The sequence below is a fragment of the Bradyrhizobium sp. 2S1 genome, assembly GCF_011516625.5.
In the GTDB taxonomy this organism is placed as follows: Bacteria; Pseudomonadota; Alphaproteobacteria; order Rhizobiales; family Xanthobacteraceae; genus Bradyrhizobium; species Bradyrhizobium septentrionale.
Genome location: NZ_CP147717.1, coordinates 2,929,639 through 2,945,028, shown reverse-complemented (window position 1 = coordinate 2,945,028; position 15,390 = coordinate 2,929,639). Strand labels below are relative to the sequence as shown.

The window sequence follows — 15,390 nt, the reverse complement described above, 5'->3', positions numbered from 1 at the left end:
TGAACGGCGGTTCATCGTGTGCGTCACTTCGGACCACTCACGATGGTCCAGACAACAGTCACGTTCCTCATTCTTGGAGGCTTAAGCCGGTCGACAATCATTTGCTTGGTCTCGGGCGTCGGTTCGCCCGGGCAGAGGTAAATGTATCTTATCGGTACGTTGCTTCCGTACTTGTCAACCATCTGTTCAAGCGTCAAGAATAGCTGAGTCGCCTTGCTGTGCGACATTTTTCCACTGAAGTCTCTTGCCACTTTGCTAAAATCACGCTGAAGCGTGATCTCGACAATGAATACCTGTGTGACCCTCCCTCCTGGCCCCAAGAATTCAACTGTTGCATCGGGTGTCCGGCTGTCCTTCGCAGTCCTATGGCCACGTTGTATCTGCATTCTGGCCAGATACTCGGCTGATCGCTTTCTGGACTTCTCGAGAGTGACGTCTATCGGAACGCCAGTTTCTTCTTCCATTTGTTCGCGAAGTGGTCCGGTGACGACATTCGTTTGGACTGCTAACTCATATTCACGACCGCTTGTATTTGCCGCCTTGAGTAGGCGCTCCCATTTCGCCTGATCCTTGATCTCTATATTGCCCAGGCTGAACGCCTCTTCGGCAGCACTGGCACCACCCACGGTACTTTCGGGGCTAGCGGTATAGGTGTATTGCCAGAGCCTGCCCTTCTGATGGGCCTTCATAGTCGCGAACACCGGGTGCTGCTTGCGAGTGTCTGCGGCAATCGCTTTGGCGTCCTTCTCCTCAAGAACTGAATCGCGGAGATGCTTTGCTTCCGCGGCGTGCAGGTAGGCTAGACCCGCGTGAATCTTGATGGTCTTCTCCGGATTGTCAGGTTCCTCCTTGCTCTTGCCGCCGAACAGCCCGCCCACCTTGTTCACCAATCCCACCGCTTTGGCGATGACCCAGTCGATCGCTTTGCTCACCGGCGCCTGGATCTTGGCAACGATGGTCTTGATCTTCTCGCTCAAGCCGCCGAGGCCGAGCAGGCCGGCGAGGAAGCCGATGACTACGGGAACCGCCTTGGCAAGGGCGCCTTCGACCATCTTGGCGACGCCACCGAGTTGACCCGAGGCGATCGCGCCGAGGCTGTCGAGCACGGCGTTGACGAAGTCGGCGATCTGCTTACCCTTCTCGATGAAGAACATCACCACGTCGTAGATCGCCTTGCAGGCCTTAATGAAAGCCGAAGCCGGGTTGAGCAAGCCGATCAACCACATGACGCCGGCCTTGATGACCTGGACCATCAGCATCTCGCGGATCTGGCCGAGTACCTGTTCCTTCAGCGCCTCGAGCTTCTCCATCAGCATGTGCCAGAGGCCCATCGGCCCTTCGGTGATCAGCACCTTGAACACTTCGGCGACCATTTCCAGCCGCGCCACCATCGGCTCGCCGAGCTGCAATACGGCGCGGGCGCGGATGTTGGCGTAGGTGAGGCCGAGCACCGAGGCGATGAGACCGAAAATACCCTTGGCGTCGAACCGCTCGGGCAGCTGAATGCCGGCCGCCGAAAGCGTGCCGAACAGCCAGCTGAAGAGTCCTGCCTTCAGATGCGTGAGGATGTTGGAGACGAAGAGCTCCAGCCCCATCCTGACCCCGGTGACGAGGTTCTTGAGGAACTGAATCGGATCCGACAGAATCTTGCGGGCGACCGCCGCCGCTTTGGTAGCGATGGAGATGAGCAACGCCTTGAGTTCGCGCAGCGTCTGGATGACGGCCCTCACCGCCTCCTTGACGCGGTCCCACCACGACTTGTTCGCGTCCCGGAATGCCTGGGCGCGGGCATCGACTTCGCGGCAGGCCTCGGTGTATTTCTCGCCGAGCTTGTCGATTAGGCCGTCCCGTCGGGTGTCGATGTCGCCGGCAAGGGTGTCGAACTGCGTCGAAATTTTTTCCAGCGCCGCTTCGCCGATTGCTTTCACGCCAGTTGACAGGCCGGCGACGTATTTCTCGGCCTCGGCGCGGCCGGCGATCACGGCACCGCGGGCTGCCGCAAGCTTCTGTCCGACCAAGTTCGCGACGTCGTCGATGACACGTTCGACCACCCGGTTGTAGGCAGCCTTGGCGCCCGCGATAGCCTGCTCGACCTGTGCCTTGTCGAGGTCCCAGAAATAGCCCATTAAGGCGCCGAAGACGCCAAAATCCGACCATTCGTCGGAGCGCTTCAGCCGCATCGCCCGCTCAAGCTGGATTCGCTCCGCGTCGAAGGCCGCCAGCGCTTCGGCAAGTCCCTTCTCGAAGAGCGCGGTCGCGCCGTCGTCCATTTCCTTGAGGAATTGCTCGACCTGAGTGCGGGTCTTGACGTGGATCGCCTCCAGGTCGGCCGATATCTTGATTCGCGCCGCTTCGTCTTTTTCTTTCGTGGTGCCTAGCGCGCCCGTGACCTGTCCGAACCCCTTGACGCGGGCACCGGCAATTCCGGCGAGCCCCTGTCCCAGCAGCACTCCGGCTTGCACCTGCGCATTCGAACGGATGCCCTCTTCCGCCTGCCTGACTTCGGCCGGGCCAGTGCTCGAATGCTCCTCCGCGGCGGCGCGCGCATCGCTGGCGGCCGTGAACTGCGATTCGTTCGACTTGCGCAGCTGCTGGTCGTTGATCTCCTCCCCGGCGAGCTGCTTATCGGCGGCAACGCGGTCGGCGCCGGTGTCGAGCGCCGCGGGCGGCAATGGTGCGGGTACCGCGCCGGCGCCGCCCGGATTGGAAGGTGCCGCCGCCACCGGCAGCGGCGCCATATCGGGAGGCTGCCCCTGCGGGAATGCCGTGGGACTGGCCGGATTGGCGGCAGCGGCCGGCAGGCCGCCGGTCGCGGCATCCTTGTGCTGGCCAAGCTCGGCCTTCATCTCGACACCGACCTGCTGGGCGGTCCCGCTTTCGAGCGCCTTCTGCGCAGCCTCGGCGCTCGCGGGCGGCGCCATCTTCTGCGCGAGCTTGGCGCGCAGCGCGGTCTTGAATGCCTGCGCTTCGAACGCGGCTGTCGGCGCGGCAGCGAGGCTGATCACGCTGGCGCTCGCGGCTGCGCTCCGCGCAGCCGCGCCCGGCGCGACAGCCGCGGCCTGCGCATTGCGAACCGCGCCTCCGGCATGCGGATGCGCCGCCTGCTTGCGCGCCTCTCCCGCAACCCGGCCAGTAAGTTGGGTGAGCGCCGGGCTGGTACCAACGGGGCGCAGCGGCGCAGCGGCGACGGCCTCATCCCCGGTCGCCGCCCGAGCAGCGGCTCGCGCCGCGGCGCCGGCTGACGTGTCCTTGGCGACGGGGGTCGCTGCAGCTGCCACGCCGGGAGCCGCGCTGAGTGCGGCGCCGCCCGCTGGCGCGCCTGCCCGCGCGGCTGCGGTTGCGGCGAGCGGCGGAGTTGACTCGGCCGGCCTGGCAGATGCCTGGGCATCTCCCCGCTGTGGCGCCGTCCGTTCGGCCTCGCGTCGCAGCAGCAATTGCTGCATGCCGGAATTGCCGATCCGGCTTTGCAACGCCGCTGTACTCGATGGTGCCGGCACGCGCGCGGGCGGCCGGACAGCCGGAACGACTCGTCGTTCTGGCTGGACCGCTTTTACGGGCTGACGGACCGATGCCACAGGTTATTCACCTTTTGACGACCTGATCTTTGGCGAGCCGCTGCGCACTACGAAAGGCGACGTTTGTCATCTATCATCCAATCTATCATCGCCGCCAAGTGCCGCTGCTGATACCACGCTCAAGGAGCCTTATCCTTGATGGGATCAGGAAGCAGCGTCGGTCGGATGAAACGGCGAATACCTCGGTGGATTGGACCCCACTTCCCATTTTCGAATTTGTGTACCCACGCGAGGAGCACGGGATCACCACAACCGCAATCTCCACCGCAGCCGCAACCGGCTTCGCATTTTTCGGTTTGGGGCAGCGTGAGTTCTTTATTCCCAATCAGTACGGCGGCATGGCTATCGCTGAGGTCTGGAAAATTCGAGCTGTAACCGCACATGCACTTCGGCAGATCCGCAACGATCGTGACCTCCGCGCACGACTGTACACGCGTCGTCTGGGTCGGCATGTCCTCTTCGTCGACGTCGCAGACGACACCTCGCGGTGCACATGATTTTTCCTTGTTGCGCAGCAGAACCCAAAGGTTCTTGACTTCTGCGGTGCCGGTAGAAGCGAGATCGATTTTGCATTTGTCGAGCGCCATCGACATCTTCCGCGTCACTTCGATCGCATTCCCGCTGGCATCGAGCGCGACGCCAGGGGCGACGAAAACCTTCATGCCGCATTCATCCTTGATGACGCTTACTTCGAGCCCGCAGATGACACCGCAGCCGAACAGCGAGCGGAACAGTAGCCGATTGAGATTACGCGTGTAGTCAACGGCAGCGGTGAGGTCGGTGTCTTGCAGGATCAGCCCGGGCGAATAGCGCGGCCGTTCAAGCGTACCGCCGACTGTCTCTGCGCACTTGTCATTGCAAGTCGTGCTCATGATCTAACTCCTTAAGCGGCGGTGACAGGAGCTGCTGCGGCGGCTCCATCGGCATGGGGGGGTGGATACGTGCCGTTCGGATCAACGGTGAACCGCGAGGCGAAATCTCCGCCCGGCGTGCCGTTACCGGATGGAAAGCGCTGACCTATGGCGTTGCCGTCGACGGCTTGGCCGGCCCAATCAATGATGGAGTCGCAGTGGATATGGATTTCCACGCGATTGACACGTTCCAAGCCCGATGACGCACGCGGTTTGATCTCGCCGTCCCAATATTTCCAGCTGACCATCGGTCGGAAACTTCGTGTCGTGCCTTCAGGGTCGCCCTTCAACGGCTCCTGGATCCAGAGCCGCTCAATCGGAATACGACGAACCACACCTCTGTCGTCGTCATCCGGGCGAATAATCGCTATGCTCATCACATCAGGCGTAAGCGATGCGATCTGAACCGGCGCAGAGAAGCAGACCCAGAAGAGCGTGTCCACCGGTGGATTGCTATCCTCTCCGGCACCCCGCTGGTATGAATCATCATCGTCTATAATGCTTGGTTTCGAATTTGTAGATGGGGGAGTTACAAACTTCCGTCGGAACGCCCCGCGTCTTACGTGTTCCTGGAGTCCGTGCCAGTCACCCCAGCCCACGTCCTGGATACGCGTCAGATCGCAGCCGCGGATCAGATCGTAAAGTGCATCGTTGGGACGCATCAGGCGCCGGGGAGCGACTTCGTCAATTTCGCTGATAAAAAATCCACCGCAGCCGCCATCAGAAAAGGCAACGACGGCGAGCGGCACACCGGCCGATGGATCGAACGACAAGCCCTTCCAGGTGCAGAGCTCATGCACCGTGCAGAGATCGGAGTTTTCAAGCCAGTCGGCGCTCCATCTGGCGAGCGTCGCGTGCGGACCGCGATCAGTGGGACCGGCTACAATGGCTTTTTTCTCGTTGTCGAGATTCCATTGCTTTGCATCTGGATCATTGCACACGGTCGGGGAAAACCCGGATGTGTGGCACCGGCGATGGGCTGAATGATCGTCACGCGGCTGCAACGAATATACGACCGTCTCGCGGATGTGATTCCATTCGACCGAGGGTTCACCGCATCCCTCGTCCATCCGCACGCAATCGACGCGGCATTCCGCATAGTGGGCGGAGAGTATGTAGTTGCCGGATGATGCCGGTCTCTTGCCACCCTCGTCGTCGTAAACCTTGCCGGACTTCAGCCAAACGACGTCGTCGCGCTCGTTGAGGCGGACTTTCTCGCAGGCGACGGCTTCGCGGCCGCGCTTGTCAAAGGCGACGCCGGGCCCGATTTCGACCTTGCGCTCATCGACCGTCTTGACGCTGAACCCGGAGATCACCCCCCAGCCGAGGACGGCGCGATTGACCATGCGCCGCCGCTCAATGAAGTAGCGCTGCTCGGCCTTGTAATCGGCAACGGTCAGCAGCTTGCCCCTGAAATAGCGGTTCCGGAGCGCTGGGCTGCAGCTGCCGTGGTCGCTCGCGGTCTTAGGTCCGTGATCCTCACAAGTCATGTCGAACTCCTTCACAGCAGGCGGTGTGCGATCGGCACGATGCCGTCGGGGGCAATTCTGGGATCGCGGCGGCCGCCGATGCGCGCGTTGCCAAGCGGCTGGCCGCTGCCGATCCGCAGATCGAGGGGTGAATCGACGACGCTGAGCACGTCACTCGCCGGCTGAATGCCGGCAGGCCAGGATGACCAGCGCAGTTTCAGCCGCATTCCCGCAGGCAGCATCGCTTCGAGCATCTGACGCAGTGCGGCGCCGAGCTTTCGCCGCTCGTAGAAGGTCGCCGGGATGGTCACGATGACCTCGGCCGTCGGCACGATCAGTCCATCGTCGTCGCCGAGACTGGCGGCGCAGAGAGCCGTCTTGCCCAGCACCAGCCGAGCATTGAGCTTGGGCACTCTTATCGCCTGGCCCATCAGCAGCGCAGGAAGCGGGGAGCCGCCGAGCGTGACCGGCAGGAGCCTCGCTGCACGGTCGACGATACGGATCGGGCGCTTGGGGAACAAGGCGTTGAGCAGGACTTCGAGGCCGTGGCGCGTGCCGCGATGCTCGAAGATCTCCGGCGCGGCTTTGACCACTGCCTGTTGCATACCCGGCGGCAATGCCGCATCGAAGGGCAGACCCAACATTGCGGCGAGCGCTGGCAACCGCGAAGCGTCCGCGCGCTCAGGATCGAGGCGGCGCGCAAGATCGGCGATCCGCTCGTCGATGCTCTGGGTGGTGGCCTCAAGCACGCTGACGACGCGCCGCAATGTTCCGTCGGCATCGCCGGCGCCGCGATAGACGGCCGGGAGATGCGCCATCAGGCCATTGGCGTCGTGCGTCACCGAAAGCGCGACGATGCCGGCCGGGCCGGCCGAACCCTGCACCTCGAGCCGCAGTTCGACGTAGATTGTCGAGCCGTGCTCCGCCTCATGCAACGAGACCGAAAAGCATTCGACCGGTACCGGATCTGCTTTGATGGCCGCCGCTGCCGCAAGCGGGAGACCGTGGTAGGTGACCTCATGCCACTTGAGCAGATGCCCGATCTCGGCGATACGCTGGGCCGCGGTCAATGCGGTGTTGGCCTTGATCGCCTTGATGGTGTCGATCAGCGCTTGGTCCTTCAGTGCCGCCCACCGGATGGTCAGGGTCGCACCTTCCGGGAGGCGGGCGTTGACCTCCGCGTACAGCCAGTTGCCATGCAGAGTCTCGGTGATCAGGGCGGGGGTGAGGCGAATATCGCCACCGGCCGCCGTGCCGGCGAAGCGGAGCAGATCGTCGCCGAACAGTGCCAGGAGATCGGCCTTATCGAGCACCACGAGCGCGGGCTCGCCGCCTTCGTGCCATTCGAAACTGGTCACGATCGAACCGTCCGGTGCGACAATCACCCCGCCGGGGACCTTCTCCTCACCGCCGCCGTTCGTCCGCGACCACACGCCGCGGACCAGTGCAAGGTGCTCGCCAGAGACAAGGCGTTCGCCGGTGAATGCGCGCCAGCCCAACGGCTGATCGCGCAACACTTCCTCGAAACGCAATTCCCACGGCGGATCGCCGCCGAGCTGACGCAGACCCAGGCCCTTGTCGGTCAGTGCCATAACGGTGCCGTTGCCGCGCGCGAGATCACGAGCGGGCTCGCCGAGATCGACGGGCGGCAATGGCCGCCCAGCCGCATCGATGTGATCGGCACGTCTGCCGCGAAGAACCCACAGCCCATCCTTGCCGTCAGGCGCGATCGCTTCGGCGTCGCCCGCCGGCAATTTGCTCAGCAACTGCAACGTCCGACGGTCGAACTGCATGAAGGTGTCGGCGGCCAGGAGCCAGACGCGCTCCGGGCCGACAACCAGCTTCTCTGCATCGGGCACCTTCGGGCCGCAGACACCATCGACGGTCAGGTGGTCCGTGTCGTCGATAAACCAGATCTCCCGACCGGCAACCGCCAGCGCCTTGGTCTTCTCGGGCAAAGCCCGCACCCGCTGCCCGTCGGATTTGTCGAGTAGTCGTGTGCTGCCCGGCGTCGCCGAAAGGGCTTGCGCCCAGTGATTGACGTTCACGAAATGGTAGGTGGGACGCCGGGTCATGACCGCGCCTCCGCGGTCCGGGCGTCAATCTTCACATCAGTCAAGTCCGGAAGCTCGCCGCGCTTGAGCTTGAGGACGCCCTTGTCAATCGGTTTGCCCGTCGCGTCCAGGAACTTGAGTTCCTTGACGCGCGCTACTCCGGCTACGCGGTGGATCCAACCGCCGATCGCGACGGCGCTGACCTGGCGACCGAGCGGCCAGTTCTTGCCGCGCTCTCCGACCGGCCTCAGACGATCAAGCAGGTCATCCTTGACAGCCTTGGCAACGGTTTCCGGCTTCAGGCCGGTCGCGACGACGATCGTCGCCTCTACCCTGACCTTCCGGTAGTTCGGCGCGACGACGATCAGGCGTTCACCAAGGTCCAGCCGAGGAGCAATGCGTCTACGGATGGCGCGGATCCAGGCCGGCGATTCGGTCGCGTCCCCACCGATCGCGCGGCGCGACACGACGAGCGTGCGGGTGCGCGGAGATGCGGGCTTGTGGCGGCCGGGCTCCCAACCTTCCTCAACCTCGGCACGCGCGATGGCATAGGCATACGGTAGCTTGCGCACTGCGTCCTCGATGTCGGCGGAGATGGCGAGCGGACGCCGGGCGCGCAGCCGGACGCGCGCTTCGTCAAGCATGCCCTCCGGCTCGAGCGGATTCCTGCCGCCGCGGATCGGCGTCGTGTTGATCCAGTTGAGGCCGTGATTTTCGAGGGCCCAGTCGAGTTGCGGATGCACGTTGCCGGCGCCGCCGCGGCTAAGGCTCAGCGTCACCTTGAGGCTGTCGCGCGGCGCGAGGAGACGGCCGTTGATGCCGTTGCCGAAGCGCAGGGTGATGCGCGCACCGCTGCTCGCCTCGTTCAACGCATAGACCTCCGCGTCGGGATCGGCGGTGTCCGGGTCCCGCCGCTTCCAAGTCGTCTTGCCGACCTCGACGACCGGTGGACACTTCTCCGTGAGTCGCCACACCGCGCCATCCTGACGATCCTGATCGTCGAGCAGGTCAGACGGACCAAGTTCAAGCGTCTGGCCCGCCCGTTCGTTGCCGAACTCGGGCCTGGTGATCTTCGCGGTGACCTGCTGATCGACCGGCAGGGCGTTGACGGCGACGCGAACGAGACGCGGCAACAATGCACCCGCGCCGGTCGGCCGCAGGATGATGTGGTGGGAGTCTTCCAAGTGTGCCTTTGCAAGAATGACGATGATGACGCCGTTGCGCTGCAGGTCCCTGGTCGTGTCAAGGACCAGCTCGAGCGGACGTTCCTCGCCGGCCGCGGATCGATAGGACAGTTTGATCCTGCCCAGCAGATCGTCAGGTTCGCTGTCCGCCTCGACGGTGAAGCCGAGGGCGAGCCTGAGCTCCTCCTGATCCGGCAGCTTGACGTCCGGAATGGTTCTGAGCGTGATCCTCAGAGCCGCGTCGGGATTGGTGGGCGCGCCGAAGGGAGCAAAGCTCGCGCGCGGCCGCTCGTTGGCGGCGGTGTGGTTGATCGTGCCCGCCGGGCTCTCGGTCACCACGGCTTCGACGGTGAGCGGCAGCATGTCCATCGTCTCGGCGACGCGCAGCCGCGGCGCGGAGGAACGGATCGGCGACAGCCGCGTCCCCACCTCGATGCGACGGTAGCGCGTGTTCGGATCGTTCGATTTGGGAGGATAGAGCGTACCGGTCGCCGGTTCGGCGCCAAGTGGATGCACACCCAGCAGGCCGGCCATCGCAATGCGCTCATCGCGACGATTGCGGGAGAGCGAATAGACCTGGGTGTCGGCGATGAACGCGGCAAGATCGATCAGCGTCATGCCGGGGTCGGAGAAATTATAGTCGGTCCATACCCTAGCCTGGGATGGCAGACGGCTGCGCGCCAGTTCAACCAGCCCGTTGAATTCGGTATCGTCGAGCAGCGAGATGACCGGGATCATGCGGCAACCTCATCGGCTTTTTGGAAGTCGAACGTCACCTCGCCCAGCTGCACCAGTACGTTCGGCGCAACGACGTCGGGTATCGGTTCACCGTCTTCCTTGTAAAGCTCGACCGTCTCGATTACGGCCTTGTCTGCGACGGTGGCGAGCGCTCCGGCAATGTCCTCGGGCGTCGGCAGGCGGCCGAGAGGCCAGCCGGCGCCGTTGAAGCCGCCGCTCGCAAGATCGAAGAATGCCACAAGCCCGTCACGAATTTTCTGCGCGAGGCTGACGGACTGATCCGGATCGTCGGGGATAAGGGTGATGTTGATCAGGAGTTTCAAGAGGCGCGGGCCGATCACCGTGAGCCCGCCGGGACGCGACAGGCCATAGCCTGCGGCCTCGGTCAGCTGTCGCGTCAGAGCCCGGATGCGCGCCGGATAGGGGACCGGGTTGGCGCCGGAGAGCGCGACGATCAGTCGGACCCCGCCGCGCCAGCTGCTGGCTCGCGCCTGGGCAACGTCCTGCCCGGAAGCAAGCGCGAAATCCTCGATGTCGGCAAGCGTATGCACACGGTTGCCATGCCGGAGCTTGGCCGGCTGACGTTTGCGCGCCAGTTCATTGGTTTCGACATCCGCTCCACCGGCGGCGCGATCGAGCGCCACGACCTTGTCGACTCCTGCAATTGGCGAGATCAGTTGCAGTTCGGCGCCTGCTTGCGTACCGTTGGCCCTGGTACCGATAACGCGGCGATAGCTTCGCGCGAGGATGTCGGCGCCGAGCGGCGGGATCATGCCCCGCACGCCGTCGCCGAAGCGCACCGTGCCGGTCTCGGTATCGAGCATGTATGCCCGGTCGGTGGACTCCCAGGCACCGAGATCGTCGACTTCGCGCCACCTCACCCATGGCCCCGGCATCTCGCCGATCGTCTCCAGAATGACGTCCGCGCCGCCGTCGCGCTGCAGCGCTTCACGCTCGGCATCGCTAGGCCGTTCGCGCACGCGCAGGTCGAGGCTCTTCACCTCGATCGGCGGCTGCGCCAGCGTCAACTCCTGGCCCGGTATCCCGGAAGAGACGCCAAGCCCGGCGATTTCGCGCGTCTCGACTGACCGCGCGAGGGCGGCGTTGAGATAGAGGCCGCGAAGGTTGGGCGACCATTGCGCGCCGCCGCTTTTCGGACGGAAGCGCAGCCAACAGGCAGGTTGGCCCATGACGTCCACCTGGTCGACTGCGAAGGGGACGGGGAACGAAATGATGCCGGGTTCGCTGAAACCATAGGTGTTGTCATCGGCCTGCAAAGACTTGAACACGCCCTTGTGCAGCACCTCCGCCTCGAGTTCGCGGACCTCACCGTTGGGCACGACATCGGCATATAGCGTGACCCGTTCCGCCTGCGGGAGCCTTGCGAGCCCGATCAGCAGGCCGCGCGTAAACGGCTCTCCGGAAGCGGAAGCCTTCTGCGCAACCGGAGCCGCCGCCTTGTCCGTGGCGCAGGGGTCGCAGCACCTGGTATCGTCCGCATTATCCCCAGATGACCCCGCGTGGGAATTCATCAGGTCGGCAATGGGCGTGAAAATTTCGACTCGTTGGCCCTCGACATTGGCGCTGGTCTGATCGCGGGTTCCGAGACTGTCCTTGGTCAGGATCACTTCCGGCAGCACGAAATTCGGCGCGCAGTAACCGATACGGAATCGCGCCACATAGGGCGCGCGGATCGCGGAGATGTCGCGGTCGATCTCCTGAACGCTTTGATTGCCATTAGAAGTGGTCTTGACCTTCACCCGTGCTTGACCGTACTCGCCGCCGATCAGCCGGGCGCGAATCCAGTAGTTGACCTTGCCACCGACCTCGGTCGCGGCAATATCCGGAGGAACGATAAAATGCAGGCCGTTGCTCAACAGAAGGTGGGCGGTGCCGTCGACAAGTTTGTCGAGTGCCCACCATGCCCGGCCGTTCCAGTACTCCCACGAGAGGGTTGGGTTGTCAGGTTGGTCGGGGCCGACGTGCTGCCAGTTGCCTAAGGCATGGCGCAGACGAGCTGTATTGAAGTTCACCAGTAAGTCGTGCCTAAACTCGATCGCCCGCTTGTTTCCAAAGTCCTTGACAGTGCGAACGAAGAAGCTCGGATCGGCGTCGGATACAAGCGGTGGGGGCAGCTTGCCATCGAGGACATGCGGCTGCGCAAGTAATAGGACTTCGCGGACGTCGATGGTCTTTAAGGTCGGACCCTTCAGCAAATTGTAAGTGAGGCTGCCGCCCGCGGGCGCCGTCGGTAGATTGATCGACTTGTGCTTCCACCTCCCTTCACCATCTGCAGGGATGAGCTCCCAGACGCCCGCAGCGATGGATTTGCCTTGATCCTCGATCTGATTGAGTGCGATGAGGATCGATTCAACTTCGGGTGGACTGCTCTCCAGCTTAATGACCCTCTTGCTGACCGTCGTCGCTTTGCCCGAGTGGTCTTGGTCGACCGCGTAGAGGCCTGCCTCCCCGTTCCTCGCTACTGGCGCAGGACTGTCGGGCCGCGCAAAAGGCAAGAGCAGCACACGGCCGTCGGTTGAATGGCCGAAGGTGAAAGCGTTACCCGAGTCCGCGTCCTTGAACACCACATATTTGGTCTCCGTCGGAATATTGTCCGACGCGGCGGTGTAGCTCGGGGTTCCACGCACTTCAATAATGTCCAAAGAACCCACTGATTCCCGATAGGAGATGCCAAAATCCTCTCGCTGCACGAAGGTCAAGCGGCCAAGTTCAATGAACTGGCGATACATGTTAGTGCTGAAACCGATCGATAACGGATCAAGCGCCTGTTTCCACTCAAAATCGTTGTCACTCTTGATCCAGACGATGCGCAGCGGATTGAGGGTGGCGAAAATCAAATCGGGAGGAACTTCAGGTTTGGCCGGTTCGAGAAATGCCGTCGGAAGGCCACCACCCAGATCCGGAAGCGATTTGTCGAGAAATACCTTGGATGACTTCCTGTCCGCTTCGGGAGCGTCAGGCGGCGGGCAGAGCGTCCCCGCGCTGTCCTCGGATAGGATCACTCCAATCACTCGGAGTTGGCGTTGGGACGTGTCACTGTTGCGACCAGCTATGAATAGTTGGGGCTCCTCGCCAGTGAATCGTGCCCAAACCGCGAGGTCGTTGACAAACACTCCGGTAGCCGGCAGCAGAGCCGTGTAGTGCTTTGCGTTCGCCCTTCTCACCTGGAAGCGATAGTGAGTCGGTTCTTTCGCTTCTTTGTTTCTGTCTTTCTCCTTTGTTTTGTCGTTATGGTCCTCCTCTGTGACGACGACGACCGCTCTGTCATTCGCGGACTCCTCCTTGACCTGGGCGGTAAGCAAGCTGTTCGTCATGCCCTTACATGGCGTGGCGTCCCCCGCCCCGCCCGGCCAGCGCAATAGCCGCTTCGTCTTATCGAGCCCCAGCACATCGAACGTGGTGGCGCCGTCGAGCGGCACGAAAGCAACGTTCGTAAACTCTCCGACAGCCTCTTTGCCCGCAAGCCGCTGCCATTTCACGGTATCGACGGTGATAGGGTCGTTGAAAGCGAACGTCGCCAGGTGCACGCCGTCCTTTCCGGCTGCGGCGAGCCGGACGAAGCCGTCCTTACCCAGAAATGCAGCCAAACCGACTTGCGAAATGATTGGGCCTGAAGTCTCCGGAGGCCGCGGCAGTATCTCGAGGCGTGGAGAGACTTCAGGCTCAAAACGCGTGCTGTAGATCAGCCCATCGGTACCAATACCGAATACCCTGATCTTGAGGCCATCCTCTATCGCCATCAGCGGGCCGAGCGCTGGCCCTCCGAGGTCGAAGCACATCGTCACCTTCGCATCCGGCTTCGAGAGCGCTTCCGCGCTGCCGACGTAAAATGTGTCGAACAAACGCGGTTCGCGGCCGAAAGGATGGAATCCCTTGTTGGGCACAACCGGGGTCGTGTTGGCGATTGCTTCGAAATCGACTTTCAGGGCCTCATCGTTCGTCGTGCCCTTGCAGATCTCGCCGGGCTTATCCGAGCAAAGTCCGTTGATGGCCACCGCGACACGGATGTCGGCGCCGGTGGCGAGCGATCCGGACTCCTCGGGCAATCTCGCGCGTAGCCAGAACTTCGTCTGACCGTGCACCTCACGCATCAATGTCTTGCCCTTTGGCTTTCTCAGTTCGAGCACCGAGCCGACATTTTTCGGTTCGAAGCGACGCCAAGCAGGCTTCTCGTCATCCCCTGTCGTCCCCCACCATTCCCAGATGGTGGCTTCCGGCAACGCAAGACCGGAGATGCGGAGGCTGACCGCGGATGGCAGATCGAACAGCGTTTCGTGGCCGAGATAGAGAACATGTCTCTGCCAGTTGCGGGTGCCGGGGCCAAACGGCGCAAAGCCGCTCACGGTGGTCACTGCAAGGTTTTCCGGGACACTTTGTTCTAGCGCGGGATCGATGGTGACGAGATCGTCTTCCACCGCGGTGATGCGGTGCTGCGGCGCGCCTGCGGCCGGCCCGAGCTTGAGGATCATCCCGGCTTCAAGGCCGGCAGCGGGATTGAGCTGCAACTTGGTCGCGCCGGCGCTGGCGCCGCTCTTCAGGACTCGCACGACCGGCGGTGTCTTCGGCTCCAGCCCGGTAAAGGCGTCGGGCGGCAGCGTGATGGCGTCCTTGCCGGCGTCGACGCCCCGGATAGCCGTGATGTCGCCGCCGATCAAAGTGATGTCGCCGGCGGTTTCGAAGATCACCGGTTCGCCATCGCCAGTCATCAGGCGCGTGCCCGTCACCGCCTTGCCGTCCGCGGCGCGCTCCGCGAGAACGAAGGCGACCGGGAGCTGGGCGGGCCGTGCCGGATCGCGACCGATCCGTGCCTCGGTCAGGAAATTGGCGACCTGCTTTTCGGGCACTTTGTCGAGGCGGCGCGTCACCTCCTCGCCGATGCGCGCAACCGCATCGAACAGCGCCGCGGCGACCGTGCCGACCGGCAGAGCGCGGCCGTCATTCGACAAAAGCACGTCCGCGCGGCGCAGCAGCTCGTTCTTGAGCTGCTCATACCGCCGACCGTCGATTGCCGGTTCGTCGATCATTGCGGGCCGCCTTCGCAGAAGTAGAACGGATAAACCAAATTATCGACCTGGTTGGTACGGCGGATGCGATAAGTAAGGGTGATCAGCAGCACGCCGTCGAGCGCCTGCCGTGGGTCGACCGTCACGTTGTCGATTTCGATCCGCGCCTCGAACCTGGTCAGCGCTTCGCGCACCGAAGCTTCGACGGCCCGCAGGGTGGTGACGTTGATCTCTTCGAAGACCAGATCGTGGATACCGCAGCCGAAGTCGGGGCGCATCACGCGTTCGCCGTGCGACGTTTCCAGAATGATGCGGATGGCCTGGTGCACGTCGCGTTCGTAGCGCGCCATCGCAGCGTCGCCCGTGAGGGCATCGACGCTCACCGGGTAGGCCCAGCCGACGCCGAGGAAATCCTTTTGGTCGATATTTTCCAAC

7 protein-coding genes are annotated in these 15,390 nt (G+C 63.1%); all 7 read right to left on the bottom strand.

From position 1 onward, the window contains the following. Positions 1 to 23: 23 nt before the first annotated feature. On the bottom strand, positions 24 to 3,470 hold the full coding sequence (locus tag HAP54_RS13905) for a phage tail protein (RefSeq protein WP_166300729.1): 3,447 nt from the start codon (positions 3,468 to 3,470) through the stop codon (positions 24 to 26). A 224-nt stretch (positions 3,471 to 3,694) separates the two neighbouring features. Beyond that, positions 3,695 to 4,447, bottom strand: a complete 753-nt coding sequence (locus tag HAP54_RS13900) for a hypothetical protein (protein WP_166300726.1) — start codon at positions 4,445 to 4,447, stop codon at positions 3,695 to 3,697. Between the two features lie 11 nt (positions 4,448 to 4,458). Beyond that, entirely contained in the window at positions 4,459 to 5,991 is a 1,533-nt protein-coding gene (locus HAP54_RS13895) for a hypothetical protein (RefSeq protein WP_166300696.1), read from the bottom strand. Further along, positions 5,988 to 8,030 carry a phage tail protein gene (locus HAP54_RS13890; RefSeq protein WP_166300694.1) on the bottom strand — a complete coding sequence of 681 codons (2,043 nt, stop codon included), beginning with the start codon at positions 8,028 to 8,030 and terminating at the stop codon, positions 5,988 to 5,990. Before HAP54_RS13890 ends, HAP54_RS13895 begins: the two co-directional genes overlap by 4 nt. Then, complete coding sequence (locus HAP54_RS13885) at positions 8,027 to 9,931, bottom strand: hypothetical protein (protein ID WP_166300692.1); 1,905 nt, start codon at positions 9,929 to 9,931, stop codon at positions 8,027 to 8,029. Before HAP54_RS13885 ends, HAP54_RS13890 begins: the two co-directional genes overlap by 4 nt. Then, positions 9,928 to 14,976 carry a baseplate J/gp47 family protein gene (locus HAP54_RS13880; RefSeq protein WP_166300690.1) on the bottom strand — a complete coding sequence of 1,683 codons (5,049 nt, stop codon included), beginning with the start codon at positions 14,974 to 14,976 and terminating at the stop codon, positions 9,928 to 9,930. The genes HAP54_RS13885 and HAP54_RS13880 overlap by 4 nt, the downstream gene beginning before the upstream one ends. Continuing rightward, a complete protein-coding gene (locus HAP54_RS13875; protein WP_224741271.1) occupies positions 14,973 to 15,389 on the bottom strand; it encodes a GPW/gp25 family protein in 417 nt (138 codons plus the stop codon). Before HAP54_RS13875 ends, HAP54_RS13880 begins: the two co-directional genes overlap by 4 nt. Between the last annotated feature and the right edge of the window lies 1 nt (position 15,390).

What these genes read in the sequence shown, in the direction of transcription:
- HAP54_RS13900 (WP_166300726.1), bottom strand. Translation starts at nt 4,447, where the DNA reads ATGAGCACGACTTGCAATGACAAGTGCGCAGAGACAGTCGGCGGTACG.
- HAP54_RS13890 (WP_166300694.1), bottom strand. Translation starts at nt 8,030, where the DNA reads ATGACCCGGCGTCCCACCTACCATTTCGTGAACGTCAATCACTGGGCG.
- HAP54_RS13885 (WP_166300692.1), bottom strand. Translation starts at nt 9,931, where the DNA reads ATGATCCCGGTCATCTCGCTGCTCGACGATACCGAATTCAACGGGCTG.
- HAP54_RS13880 (WP_166300690.1), bottom strand. Translation starts at nt 14,976, where the DNA reads ATGATCGACGAACCGGCAATCGACGGTCGGCGGTATGAGCAGCTCAAG.